This is a genomic window from Oceanisphaera psychrotolerans (assembly GCF_001870485.1).
GTDB lineage: Bacteria > Pseudomonadota > Gammaproteobacteria > Enterobacterales > Aeromonadaceae > Oceanimonas > Oceanimonas psychrotolerans.
Genome location: NZ_MDKE01000009.1, coordinates 1 through 12,406, shown reverse-complemented (window position 1 = coordinate 12,406; position 12,406 = coordinate 1). Strand labels below are relative to the sequence as shown.

The window sequence follows — 12,406 nt, the reverse complement described above, 5'->3', positions numbered from 1 at the left end:
GGGCCGATTACTGCGCCGGGATGCCGGCTTGGGTGCCGGATTCAGTACTGGTCTGGGTAAGAACGGGCTGCACGTCGGCCTGCCGGGTGGCCAGGCCGCCGGCCTTGAGCGACGCCAGTCCGCCTTTATCCATCACCTTTCGGTAGCCCAGCACCTGCAGGGCTTCACTGGCCTGCCGCGCACGGTTGCCGCCTCTGTCATACAGGTTCAAGGGGGTGTTTTTGTCCGGGTAGCGGGCGGTCACGCCTTGAGCGATACGGGTATGGGGAATATGAACGGCATCGGTCAGGTGTTCCCGGGCGTATTCCTCGGGGCTGCCGACATCAATCCATACCGGCTTGGCGGCCATGGCGGTGAACGACAGGCTCAGCAACAGACTCGGTAAGAAGGCGATGATCCGGTGGTGCATGGGGAATACCTCTGTTTGACTCAGGGACAAGTGTAAAACAGAAGCGGCGGGATCAGGCGGTGGTTAATTGCTGCTGCCGACAGAACCCGGCACAGCAATCAGGAAGTCCCCCGCCAGGCGGGGGATTACGCATCAGGACAGCAGGTACGCCAGTATTTCCACGACCTGCTCCGGCTGGCGGCAGGTGGCCTTGGCGGCTTCGTCCACTTCCTTCAACGCGTGATCGTGCTCGGCATCGTGCAGGGTAATGATGGGCTTGCCCGAGGCCACGGCAAAACCGGCATCGAAGGCGGCATTCCACTGCTTGTATTTGGGGCCGAAACGCACCACCACCAGATCGGCGGCCTTGATGTGGGTGGAGGTGCGGATGCTGTTGATGCCGGAGGCCTTGCGGTCGCGCCAGAAGTTGTCTTCCTCGCTGCCCAGAATGTTCACACCCACCATGTCGCTGGCATCGTGATCGGTAACCGCCGAGCTGAACTGCACCGCCAGGCCTGCGGCCCTGGCGCCGTCGATAATACGTTCACGCCAGTCGCTGTGGATTTCGCCGGACAGATACACGTTCCATATTTTCTGACTCATTATGCACTCCTTTTTGTTCACAAAAATGTTTTAAATTAAACACAGTTGTGAAAGGTTAACGCATTTCCACACCAAAATCAGCCCCGAGGTGGAGCCTTCAACGGGTGACGGTTTTTTCGCTAACGCGGCGCCAGCAGCTTGAGCAGTTTGCCGTTGCTGTCGTCGGTGAGCACATAGATGCCGCCCTCGCGGGCCTGCACCAGGGTGCGGATGCGGCTGTCCAGCTCGGTGAGCAGGTGCTGCTCCTGGGTGACCTTTTCGCCGTCCAGCGTGAGGCGAACCAGCTTGCGACCCTTGAGCGCCCCGATAAAGAGTGAGTCCTGCCACTGGGGAAATTCGCTACCGGTATAAAACAGCATGCCGGAGGGCGCGATGGACGGCACCCAGACCCAGAGCGGGTCTTCCATGCCGGGGGCGGTCGAGCCCTGGCCGATGACGCCACCGCCGTATTCCTGGCCGAAGGTGACCACCGGCCAGCCGTAGTTGGCTCCCGCTTTGATGATGTTCACCTCATCGCCCCCGCGCGGGCCATGCTCATGGGTCCAGAGCTGACCGCTGTGGGGATGAATGGCGGCCCCCTGCACGTTGCGATGACCATAGCTCCAGATGCCGGGCAGGGCATAGGGCTTGCCCATGAAAGGATTGTCTTCGGGTACCCGGCCATCATCATGCAACCGGATGATTTTGCCCAGATGATTGTCGAGCTGCTGGGCCATGTCCCGGGAGTGATAACGCTCGCCGGTGGTAATGAACAGATAGCCTTCGGGATCGAAGGCCAGGCGGGAACCGAAGTGGGCGCTGCCCGAGGTTTTGGGATGCTGCTCGAAGATCACCTGTTGCTCGATCAATCGGTTGCCGGTCAGTTTCGCCCGGGCCACGGTGGTGCCGGTGCCCCCGAGGCCGGATTGACTGTAGCTGAAATACAGCCAGAGATTGTCGGTAAAGTCCGGGTGCAGTGCCAGATCGAGCAGGCCGGCCTGGCCACCGCTGGCGATCTCCGGCAGACCTTCGATTCTGGTGCGGCTGCCGTCGGCATTCAGGCGCAGCAACTGGCCCCGCCGCTCGCCAACCAGTAGTTCGCCATTGGGCAGTTCCACCAGGCCCCAGGGGTGATGCAGTCCGTCGGCCAGAGTCTGGATGCGGTATTCGTCGGCGGCCAGCGGGGCGGCCATCAGAGTCAGTAACAGCAATAGCGTGCGCATGGTGTTCTCCCGTTGAGCCTCGGGCTAACTATAGCGGGGTTGGTCCGAAGCATTGGATTCAATGCGGCCTTGCTATGCCTAGGCTCCTCACTATAGTATCGATACACAGGCCGTTTAGGATGATCTGGCTTCGCTGGTAGCGGTGTTCTGCAGGTACAAGGAAAAGTACAACAATGAGTGATTTCAATCGTTTGTGCATGGCGGTATCACTGGTTTTTTGGGCGCCGGCGTTTGCCCAGGATTCATTCGATCTGAGTCTGCAGGAGCTGCTGAATGTCGAGGTCACCTCTGTTTCCAAACAGCGCCAGCCTGTCTCGGATGCACCCGCCGCCATCTATGTGGTGACCGCAGACGATATTCTCCGCTCCGGCGCCGCCTCTATTCCGCAGGCGCTGCGTGACGTGCCCGGCTTGCATGTGGCCCAGATCGATTCACAGAAATGGGCAATCAGCAGTCGTGGCTTCAATGGCCGCTACAACAACAAGCTGCTGGTGATGATGGATGGCCGAACCCTGTATTCACCGGAGTTTTCCGGAGTGTACTGGGAGGTTCAGGATTACCTGATGGCCGATATCGAGCGCATCGAGATCATCCGTGGCCCCGGTGCCGCCTTGTGGGGGGCGAATGCGGTCAACGGCGTCATCAATATCGTGACCAAGCACAGCTCCAATACCCAGGGGGGCTACGCACAAGCCACCGCGGGCAGTTACGAGAAGGGCAGTCTCAGCCTGCGTTACGGTGGGCAGCTCAACGATGGCACCAGTGCCCGCGGCTACCTCAAGGGGTTTTCTCGCGACTCCCTGAGCCAGTATCCGGAGGACATGGATCCGGCTCAAGGGCAGGCCATGCTGGCGAACGGGGTGAGTACCCGAAACGACTGGCGTCAGCTGCAGACGGGAGGGCGGCTCGACAGTCAGCTGGATGCGGCCTCGACACTGACATTGAGTGGTGATGTCTATCGTTATCGCATGCATCAGGTGTACCGCAGCCCAGACAATTCTCCGCCCTACTATGAACGGTATTTTGCCGACAGCTTCGATGCCGAAGGACTGAACCTGCTGGGCCGATATACCCGGGCATTGTCGGCCACTTCGGAGTTCAGCCTGCAGGCCTATTACGACCGTGCGGTGCGGGAAGAGGCGTTGTTTGGCTTCCGTACCGATACCGCCGATCTCGACTTTCAGCACCTGTTTGAGATGGGCAATGCCCATAGTATCGCCTGGGGACTGGGCTACCGGCATATTGAAGACGAGCTGGATCATTCTGCCGTTATCTTCGGGGGGGATGACAGCATAGGCACGGATCTGTGGAGTGCCTTTATCCGTGACGAAGTGACCCTGGTGCCGCACAGCCTCTGGCTCACGCTGGCGGCCCGGGTAGAAAACGGTACCTTCAGTGGCACCGAGTGGCAGCCCAACGCCCGCATCATGTGGCGGGCGAACGAGCAACACCGGCTGTGGAGCTCCATCGCCTATGCGGTACGCACGCCCTCCCGGGTAGAACTCACCCGCACTATTCATGCCAGCACCAGGCCTCCCGATGCATTTGTTCCTTTTCCTGTTGAAGTGTGGGTGGTGGGTAACGAAGGCTATGGCTCGGAATCGCTCTGGGCCTACGAGTTGGGTCATCGCTATTCGCCAAACGGCAGCCTTTCATTTGATACCGCGCTCTATTACAACGATTATTCCGAGTTGCGCGGCGCCGAAGATCCCGAGCCGGGGTCCCCGACGATCATCATGGTCAACAACGCACAGCAGGGCTACAGCTACGGGGCCGAATTGTCGGCGCAGTGGCGGGCTACCGATGATGTCAGGTTGCGCCTGAACTACAGCTATTCCGATGGTCGCTTCGACGGCATACAAGCGCAGAATACGCTGGCCCCGCAGCATATTGTCTCCCTCAATGGCGAGTGGGCCGTCAGGCCGGATCTGTCATTGAACGCCACCTGGCGTCATGTCTCCGATACCAACGTCATCGCGCCGTCGAGGGCAGAATTGCAGAAGCCCCTCGACGGTTTTTACGGGGTCGACATCGGGGCGCACTGGAAACCCATGCCGGATCTTACCCTGTCGTTGCTGGGTCTGGACCTTTTCTATGGCGATCACGTCGAGTACGAAGCCGAACAGTTTCATATCCCTTACCGGGTAGGGCCCTCAGTGCTGGGCAAGCTGTCCCTGCAGTTCTGATCTTCACACGAGGCGTCTATGAGCTATCCGGATTGGCGAAAACTGTTGCTGCTGCCGGCATTGCTACTGTCCACGCCGCTGCTCGGTGAGTCGTATGATATCGCCGTGCTGAAAGTGGCGCTGACCTACAACTTTGCCAAGTATGTGCACTGGCCCGACGTTCCGGCCCGGGCTGATCTCACCATGTGTTATTTCGGCGACGGTAATGATCGTTTTTTTGCCCAGGTGCAGGGCAAACGGGTGGGGGAGCGTTCGGTCGTGGTGCGGCGAACCGACTCGGTGTCGCGGGTTTCGGGCTGTGATTTGGTGTATCTGGGCACGAAGGAACGAAGCCTGATGACCCGTTTGCATTACCAGCTGGAGCGCCAGCCGGTGCTGACGATTTCCGATATTCCGGGGTATGTCAGTCAGGGAGGCATGATTGAGTTGATAGAAAGCGGCGATAAACTGCGGTTCAAAATCAACCAGCGTGAGGTGAAAAATGCAGGGCTGGATGTCAGTGCCCAGATCCTGAAGCTGGCACTGGAGGTCAGAAAATGAAGCAGAGACAGGTGGCGCTGCGCACCAAACTGGTGCTGGCCATGCTGGCGCTGGTGGTGTTGGTGATTCTCCCCCTTTCCTGGACGGCGGTGACCAATCAGCGTGACATGGCGGAGCAGCAGGCTCGTCAGGAACTGCTGTCGCTGGCCGACGTCGTTTCCGATAATACCTTGGCGGCGCTGCTGTTCTCGGATGCCATCTCGGCGCAGCAAACGCTGAATGGTTTGAAGGTCAAGCCGGATCTGGTCGCTGCCATGATTTTTGATGGGCGGGGCACCGTATTCAGCGACGTTGTCCGATCCTCCTCCTATGGGCGACCGTCCGAGCGGATGATCGGCTCGGTTCTGGAACAGGGCGATACCCTGATCCGACGGGGGCCGGGAGGATTGCGGGTCTATATCCCGATGCTGAGTGAAGGCGAGGTGGTGGGATTGGTGTATCTGCATGACAATCTGGCGACGCTGAACCGGAATATCGACCAGTTTTATCAACGGGTGATGATGACGGCCCTGGCCGCCTTTGGTCTCGGCCTGGTCATGGTGGTCTGGATCCAGCGCATGTTCAACGTGCCGATGGCGCGGTTTATAGCGACGATTCAGCGTATTACCGGTGACAATGATTATACCCGGCGGGCCCCCCTGACCACGACGCAGGAGTTCAACGAGCTGGCCAAGAGCTTCAACCACATGATCGCCGAGGTTGAGGGGCGGGGCAAGCAGCTGGAGAGCATCAACCGGGAGCTCGAACAGCGCGTACAGGAGCGTACCCGCGAGCTGGAGTCCGCGCTCGGTGCCGCCCAGGAGGCCAGTCGCGCCAAATCCGAGTTTGTGGCGGTGATGAGCCACGAAGTGCGCACACCACTGAACGGCATCATCGGGTTTGCCGAGCTGCTGAAGATCGGGAACTTCGACCGAGAAACCAACCAGACGGTGCTGATGCTGAACGACGCGGCCCAGTCGCTGCTGATCCTGCTGAACGAGATTCTGGATTTTTCGAAGCTGGATGCCGACAAGGTCGAGCTCGAGATGCGTGCGTTCGATCTGGGTGAGTTTATCGGGGCGGTGGCGGAAAACCATAGAGCCAAGGCGGCGCACAAGCAGCTGGAGCTGCGGGTAGAGCTCGGTGAGCCGGTCGTCGTCGTGGGCGATACGCTTCGGTTGCGGCAGATCCTGAACAATCTCATCGATAACGCCATCAAGTTCACCGATACCGGAAGCGTGACCGTCCGTGCCGATATTCGCCAACAGGACTCGGATACCTGGGTGACCCTGTCGGTCAGCGATACCGGCGGCGGTATTGCGGCGGACAAGCAAGACCATATCTTTTCGCCCTTTACCCAGGCCGACAACTCGATAACCCGCCTGCATGGCGGCAGCGGGCTGGGGCTGTCGATTTGCCGGAAGCTGGTCGAACTGATGAACGGCCGTTATGGCATCGAGAGCGAGATCGGCCAGGGCAGCCGTTTCTGGTTTACGGTGCCGCTGACCCGGGTCGCCGCTGGCGGCCGTGCCGAAGCACGTGATCAGGGGCCGGAGCTTAAATGTGGGACTCGGGTGATGCCAGGTTGTTCTATTCTGGTGGTGGAGGACAATCCGATCAACCAGCATGTCGCCCGCCGGCTGCTGGCCTCACTGGGGCACCGATGCGATATTGCGGCTCATGGTGCCGATGCGCTGCAGAGGGCCAGCGAGCAGAGTTACGATCTGATCTTCATGGATTATCACATGCCGGGAATGGATGGCGTGGAAGTGACCCGACATATTCGGCGGCTGGGCCCCCAGGCCCCCAATGACGGGGTGCCCATCATCGCCCTGACGGCCGATATTCAGCCGCAGGTGAGCAAGAAGTTCCGTTCGGCCGGTGCCTGTGATCTGCTGGTCAAACCGTTCACCCGTGCGAACCTGCAACTGGTGCTGGAGAAGTGGCTTGGTCGCGAAGCGGAAGAGCCGGCATCGGGTACAGTGGTGCCGGCGGCGGTGAAACCGGAGCCGTTATCGGGGGAAGCCTCACCTCCTGCGGTGGTGGATTTTGGGGTGCTGGACGACCTGGCCCAGATGGATGAAGAAGGTGAGGATCTGGTCCGGGAGATGATAGCGCTGTTTGATGCTCGGGTGCCGATGCTGATCGCACAGATGGAGCAGGCAATGCGCGACGAGGATGCAAAGGCGCTGTTCGAGAGTTCGCATTCCTTGAAGTCCAGTGCGGGAAATCTGGGGGCAGCACAATTGTTCGCGCTGGCGAAACAGGTCGAGGCGGTGGGCCGGCGAGGCACCACGGCGCCGGCGGGCGATCTGGTTGCTGCCTTGCGTGGCTGTTATGCACAGACCTGGCAGTTACTGCAACAGAGGCTGGGAGGCTTCGTCAATGAGTGAGAGCAGGGAAGCGAGAACCGTATTGCTGGTGGACGATGACCCGGCGATCCGGCTATTGATGAAGCGGGCGCTCAGGGGGTCGGATTTCACCCTGATTGAGGCGGAAAACGGTGAGCAGGCATTGCAGCAGTTTGAAACTCATCTTCCCGATCTGGTACTGCTTGATGTGACCATGCCGGTCATGGACGGTTTCGAGTGTTGTGAGCGGATACGACGGCATCCGGCATCGAGCCAGTGTGCCATCGTGATGGTTACCGCCATGGAGCAGCCCCGGGATATTGAACGGGCACTCGAGGTGGGAGCCACCGACTTCATGACCAAGCCACTCAAATGGCCGCTGTTTACCCACCGGGTGCACTATATCCTGAACGCGAACGAAACGCTCAAGGCGCTGGGTCGTAACCAGAGCAAGCTGGAAAAAGCGCAGTCCATCGCCCACCTGGGATATTGGGAGTGGGATTTTCACTCGCCCGGTATCGAGTGCTCGGCCGAGCTGTACCGGATGCTGGGGCTGCCGACCGGATCGAAGCGTATCAACTATGCGCGAGTGCTGCACCTGGTCCATCCGGAAGACAGATCGAGGTTAATGTTGGCGGTGCGCAACCTGGTGCGGGGAGGGCAACGGTATGATCTTGAATACCGCCTGCTCGGTCTCGACGGGCGAGTGGTCAACGTTCACGACCGGGCGGAAGTGATCGACAGCTTTGGCGACAGGCGGATGACCGGTACCCTGCACGATATCACCCGTCACAAGCGTTCGGAACAGGAAGCCGCCTATTATGCTCATTACGACTCGCTCACCGCACTGCCGAACCGCCGGTTGTTTATCGAACAACTCGAGGCCGCTCTTGCCCATGCCGACCGGCAAGGAGAAAGTCTGAGTCTGCTGTTTATAGACCTGGATCGCTTCAAACAGATTAACGACAGCTACGGGCATCATGTGGGGGACGAATTGTTGTGTGCGGCCGCAGAACGCATCAGGCAAAGTGTGCGGGCATTCGATGTGGTGGCCGCAGGCAAGGAGGATCTCTCGAACATCGCGCGGTTGGCAGGGGATGAGTTCACGGTATTGCTGCCAGACGCGAAGTCACCGGAAATGGTCGCCGGTATTGTTCAACGGATGCTCGATGCCTTCGCCGAGCCGTTCGAGCTGAAGGGCCATCGAGCCTATGTCACCGTGAGCATTGGGGTTGCCTGTTACCCCGGTGATGGCGTCAATTCGCAAACCCTGCTGCAACACGCCGATATGGCCATGAATCACGCCAAGCAGGCAGGGCGGAACACGTTCCGGTTTTTCTCCACCAGTATGAACCAGTGTCAGCGGGAGCAGCTGGAGCTGCAGAACGATATGCATGCGGCGCTGGAGAATGGTGAATTCGAGCTCTACTACCAGGCGCAGGTGGATGCTCATTCCAAGTCGGCCAACGGATTCGAGGCGTTGTTGCGCTGGAATCATCCGACCCGGGGGTTACTGACTCCCTATACCTTCATGGATATCGCCGAAAGTACCGGTCTGATCCTTCGCATCGGTGCCTGGGTGTTGCTGGAAGCCTGCCACCAGGCCAGGGCCTGGCAGAACGAGTATCAGAGAGAGGTGCGCATGGCCGTCAACCTGTCGGCATTGCAGTTCAATGACACCCGTCTGGCCGGGCAGATTGAGCATGCGCTGCTTGAGTCAGGACTGTCGCCGCACCTGCTGGAACTGGAGATCACCGAGTCTGCGATTATCACCAATATGGCGGAAACCAACTATGTGCTCTTTGGTCTGAAACGTCTGGGTGTGAAACTGGCGATCGATGATTTCGGTACCGGATATTCTTCGCTGAACTATCTCAGAAACTTCCCAATCGATACCCTGAAAATCGACAAGTCATTCGTCGACTACATCGACCGGAATGACAAGGACGCCGCCATTGCGCGAACCATAGTGCAGCTGGCCGAGAACCTGGGGTTGTCCACCGTTGCGGAAGGGGTTGAAACCTTGAGTCAGCAACAGGTGCTTGAAGGGATGGGATGTCAGGAATTGCAGGGGTATCTGTACAGCAAGCCGATTACGGCGACAGAGGTGGAGAACCGTTATTTCAAGTGATGACGGGGGGCTTCAGACACTCTGCCCAGGCGGGCAGAGTGTCTGGTCAGTGCCTTACTCGAAGTAAGAGCAGCAGTAATCCACCAGGCTGTGGATCTTGAGCTTGAAGATGGCATTGGCGGGCACGTTGAAGGATTCGCCGCCCTTGATGCTCTGCCAGCTGTCGCTGCCCGGCAGCTGCACTTCCAGCTCGCCGTCGAGAATTTCCATCAGCTCGGCGGCGGCGGTGTCGAAGGTATACTCGCCCGGCAGCATGATGCCCAGCGTCTTGCGGCTGCCATCGGCAAACTTGACCACCCGGCTGGTGACTTTGCCACCGTCGTAGACATTGGCTTTCTTGATGACGGTAACGTTGTCGAATTGAGTCATGATACTTCCTGTAACAATGAAAAAACGGGTTCATGGTTATAGCACAAGGCCGGAGCCTTGAAACCGGTTTTTTTGCCGATGACCGCGAGATCCCGTTTATGCTTAACAGCAAGCGATGATGGCATCAGCGGGCTTCATGCCCGCAGTGCGGGGTCTGTCGGTTGCATCGTCGCCATACCAACAGCGATAGTTCAGCGATCAATCAGGGAACATGCCATGGAAACATTAGCAGAGGTGGTGACCCGAACCCCCTTGCTGACCGGCACCTCGGTCGAGCAGAAACGGGAAGAAATCCGGCGCTACTTTCATCAGACCTTTACCCTTTACGAACAGTTGTTCGACTGCATCAACTGCGACCAGGCCTATTATCTGCGTCCGGAGCCCCTGCGCCACCCGCTGATTTTCTATTTCGGTCACACCGCCGTGTTTTTCATCAACAAGCTGCTGCTGGGCAAGTACCATGACCGGCGGCTGAACGAACGGCTGGAGTCGATGTTCGCCATCGGCGTCGACGAAATGTCCTGGGATGATCTGGACAGCACCCATTATGACTGGCCCACGGTGGCCGAGACCCGTGCCTATCGTGCTCGAGTACGAGAAGTGGTCGACCGGCTGATCAGCGACATGCCGCTGACCCTGCCCATTACCCGGGATTCACCGGCCTGGATAGTGCTGATGGGCATCGAGCATGAACGAATTCACCTGGAAACCTCGTCGGTGATCATGCGCATGTTGCCGCTGTCATACCTGGATGCACATCCGTTGTGGGCGGCCTGTAGCGAGTCGGGCCCGGCGCCGCAAAACAGTTTGCTGCCGGTGGCGGGCGATACCCTGACGCTGGGTAAGCCGGCGACCGCGGCTACCTATGGCTGGGACAACGAATACGGCCACAAGACCGTTGCGGTACCCTCGTTCAAGGTGGCGAAACACCTGGTATCCAACGGTGAATTTCTGGCTTTTGTGAGCGCGGGGGGTTATGACGAGCCCCGATTCTGGACCGAAGAGGGGCAGCGCTGGCTGAGCTATACCGGGGCCACAATGCCGCGTTTCTGGACGCACCGTAACGGCGAATATATGCAGCGTAATCTGCTGCAGGAAATGCCGTTGCCACAGGACTGGCCGGTAGAGGTGAATTACCTGGAGGCTAAGGCCTTCTGTAACTGGAAAGCCGAGCAGAGCGGCACCCACATACGGCTGCCGACCGAGGCGGAATGGACCCTGCTGCGTAACCGGCTCGACGTCGATCAGCCGGACTGGAAGACGGCACCCGGTAATATCAACCTGGAGTATTATGCCTCGCCCTGTCCGGTGAACCGCTTCGAGCAGCGGGGGCTGTTTGATGTGACGGGCAACGTCTGGCAGTGGACCGAGACCCCGATAGACGGTTTCCCCGGCTTTGAAGTGCATCCGCTCTATGACGACTTTTCTACCCCGACCTTCGACGGCCGCCATAACCTGTTAAAGGGGGGCTCCTGGATGTCGACCGGCAACGAGGCCACCCGTTATGCCCGCTATGCCTTTCGCCGCCATTTCTTTCAGCATGCGGGCTTTCGCTACATTGAATCCGACAGCAAAGAGGTTCCCATGGACGTGGTAAATACCTATGAAACCGATGAGCTGGTGGCCCAGTATCTGGAGTTCCACTATGGCGACCATTACTTTGGGGTGCCCAACTACCCGGTGGCCTGTGTGCAGGTGCTGCTGGCGCAGACGCCGGACCTGAACCGGGGCCGGGCCCTTGATCTGGGGTGCTCGGTGGGGCGAGCCAGCTTCGAACTGGCCCGTTATTTCAAGCAGGTGGACGGCATCGACTTTTCCGCTCGTTTCATCCAGCACGGCTTTCAGCTCAAGGAAAGTGGCCAGACCCGCTTCGCCATCCCCACCGAGGGAGAGCTGGTGGAGTTCAAGGAAAGCCGCCTCGATGAGCTGGGTTATGCTGGGCTGGCCGACAGGATTGATTTTGTGCAGGGCGACGCCTGCAACCTCAAGCCGCGCTTTACCGGTTACGATTTGATCTTCTGCGGCAACCTGATCGACCGGCTCTACGATCCGGCGCTGTTTTTGATCCAGGTACACGAGCGGCTGAATGCCGGTGGCTATCTGGTGCTGACCTCGCCCTATACCTGGCTGGAAGACTACACCCCCAAAGCCAGGTGGCTGGGGGGGATCAAGGTCAATGGCGAGAACTTTACCACCCTGGATGGGCTGAAAGCCGCCCTGATTGATCGCTTCACGCTGGTGGGGCAACAGGATATTCCCTTCGTGATCCGCGAAACCCGACGCAAGTTTCAGCACAGCCTGGCCGAGATGACGGTGTGGCAGCTGAAATAAGCCGGCTCCGAGCGGCTGTAATGAATGAGCAGGCGTAGGGTAGAATTTATTCGGCCAAGGGGGATACGCAGGCCTGGCGGTCCAGAACTCTATGGGACGGGCTGGCTTACGGTTTTTGTAGCCGCCGCTTCAGCTGGCGGATCAGACCACACAAGCCCTTCAGGCGATATGCAGTTCTTACAGACATGCCGTTGCCTGCAGGCTTGCGCCGGCTAAAGCGGCGCCTACAATCTCGCCTCTGGTGTTCAGACAAAAAAAGCCGGTCATCAGACCTAATGCCGATCAGTTAAGCCAGATCGCTTGACGATCCCGCTCAGAAGATCAAA

General features: G+C 59.0%; 9 protein-coding genes. 5 read left to right on the top strand and 4 right to left on the bottom strand.

Annotated features, from left to right (window positions below; all coding sequences use genetic code 11):
• Window positions 1-7 precede the first annotated feature (7 nt).
• The 3 genes from BFR47_RS03610 to BFR47_RS03600 form a co-directional block, all read right to left on the bottom strand.
• The gene (locus BFR47_RS03610) at window positions 8-409 is read right to left on the bottom strand and encodes a rhodanese-like domain-containing protein (RefSeq protein WP_071471810.1); all 402 of its coding nucleotides are present in this window, start codon (window positions 407-409) and stop codon (window positions 8-10) included.
• 132 nt (window positions 410-541) lie between these two features.
• On the bottom strand, window positions 542-991 hold the full coding sequence (locus tag BFR47_RS03605; RefSeq protein WP_071471809.1) for a YtoQ family protein: 450 nt from the start codon (window positions 989-991) through the stop codon (window positions 542-544).
• Window positions 992-1,110: 119 nt separating this feature from the next.
• Window positions 1,111-2,193, bottom strand: coding sequence for a PQQ-dependent sugar dehydrogenase (locus tag BFR47_RS03600; RefSeq protein ID WP_071471808.1), 1,083 nt, complete (start codon window positions 2,191-2,193; stop codon window positions 1,111-1,113).
• A gap of 173 nt (window positions 2,194-2,366) precedes the next feature.
• Between BFR47_RS03600 and BFR47_RS03595 the strand changes: the two genes are divergently transcribed.
• The 4 genes from BFR47_RS03595 to BFR47_RS03580 are packed head-to-tail and all read left to right on the top strand — an operon-like array spanning window position 2,367 to window position 9,380.
• On the top strand, window positions 2,367-4,379 hold the full coding sequence (locus tag BFR47_RS03595) for a TonB-dependent receptor plug domain-containing protein (RefSeq protein WP_071471807.1): 2,013 nt from the start codon (window positions 2,367-2,369) through the stop codon (window positions 4,377-4,379).
• 18 nt (window positions 4,380-4,397) lie between these two features.
• Entirely contained in the window at window positions 4,398-4,919 is a 522-nt protein-coding gene (locus BFR47_RS03590; protein ID WP_071471806.1) for a YfiR family protein, read from the top strand.
• Entirely contained in the window at window positions 4,916-7,291 is a 2,376-nt protein-coding gene (locus tag BFR47_RS03585) for an ATP-binding protein (protein WP_071471805.1), read from the top strand. The genes BFR47_RS03590 and BFR47_RS03585 overlap by 4 nt, the downstream gene beginning before the upstream one ends.
• On the top strand, window positions 7,284-9,380 hold the full coding sequence (locus tag BFR47_RS03580) for a putative bifunctional diguanylate cyclase/phosphodiesterase (protein ID WP_071471804.1): 2,097 nt from the start codon (window positions 7,284-7,286) through the stop codon (window positions 9,378-9,380). The genes BFR47_RS03585 and BFR47_RS03580 overlap by 8 nt, the downstream gene beginning before the upstream one ends.
• 54 nt (window positions 9,381-9,434) lie before the next feature.
• Here the strand turns inward: BFR47_RS03580 and ppnP are convergent, their stop codons facing one another.
• A complete protein-coding gene (gene ppnP, locus BFR47_RS03575) occupies window positions 9,435-9,749 on the bottom strand; it encodes a pyrimidine/purine nucleoside phosphorylase (protein WP_071471803.1) in 315 nt (104 codons plus the stop codon).
• Window positions 9,750-9,965: 216 nt separating this feature from the next.
• Between ppnP and ovoA the strand changes: the two genes are divergently transcribed.
• Window positions 9,966-12,080 (top strand): 5-histidylcysteine sulfoxide synthase, encoded by a 2,115-nt coding sequence (gene ovoA / locus BFR47_RS03570; RefSeq protein ID WP_071471802.1) that lies wholly within the window; start codon window positions 9,966-9,968, stop codon window positions 12,078-12,080.
• Window positions 12,081-12,406: the final 326 nt, after the last annotated feature.

Coding starts and splice junctions, on each gene's coding strand:
- BFR47_RS03610 (WP_071471810.1), bottom strand. CDS start 409: ATGCACCACCGGATCATCGCCTTCTTACCGAGTCTGTTGCTGAGCCTG.
- BFR47_RS03605 (WP_071471809.1), bottom strand. CDS start 991: ATGAGTCAGAAAATATGGAACGTGTATCTGTCCGGCGAAATCCACAGC.
- BFR47_RS03600 (WP_071471808.1), bottom strand. CDS start 2,193: ATGCGCACGCTATTGCTGTTACTGACTCTGATGGCCGCCCCGCTGGCC.
- BFR47_RS03595 (WP_071471807.1), top strand. CDS start 2,367: ATGAGTGATTTCAATCGTTTGTGCATGGCGGTATCACTGGTTTTTTGG.
- BFR47_RS03590 (WP_071471806.1), top strand. CDS start 4,398: ATGAGCTATCCGGATTGGCGAAAACTGTTGCTGCTGCCGGCATTGCTA.
- BFR47_RS03585 (WP_071471805.1), top strand. CDS start 4,916: ATGAAGCAGAGACAGGTGGCGCTGCGCACCAAACTGGTGCTGGCCATG.
- BFR47_RS03580 (WP_071471804.1), top strand. CDS start 7,284: ATGAGTGAGAGCAGGGAAGCGAGAACCGTATTGCTGGTGGACGATGAC.
- ppnP (WP_071471803.1), bottom strand. CDS start 9,749: ATGACTCAATTCGACAACGTTACCGTCATCAAGAAAGCCAATGTCTAC.
- ovoA (WP_071471802.1), top strand. CDS start 9,966: ATGGAAACATTAGCAGAGGTGGTGACCCGAACCCCCTTGCTGACCGGC.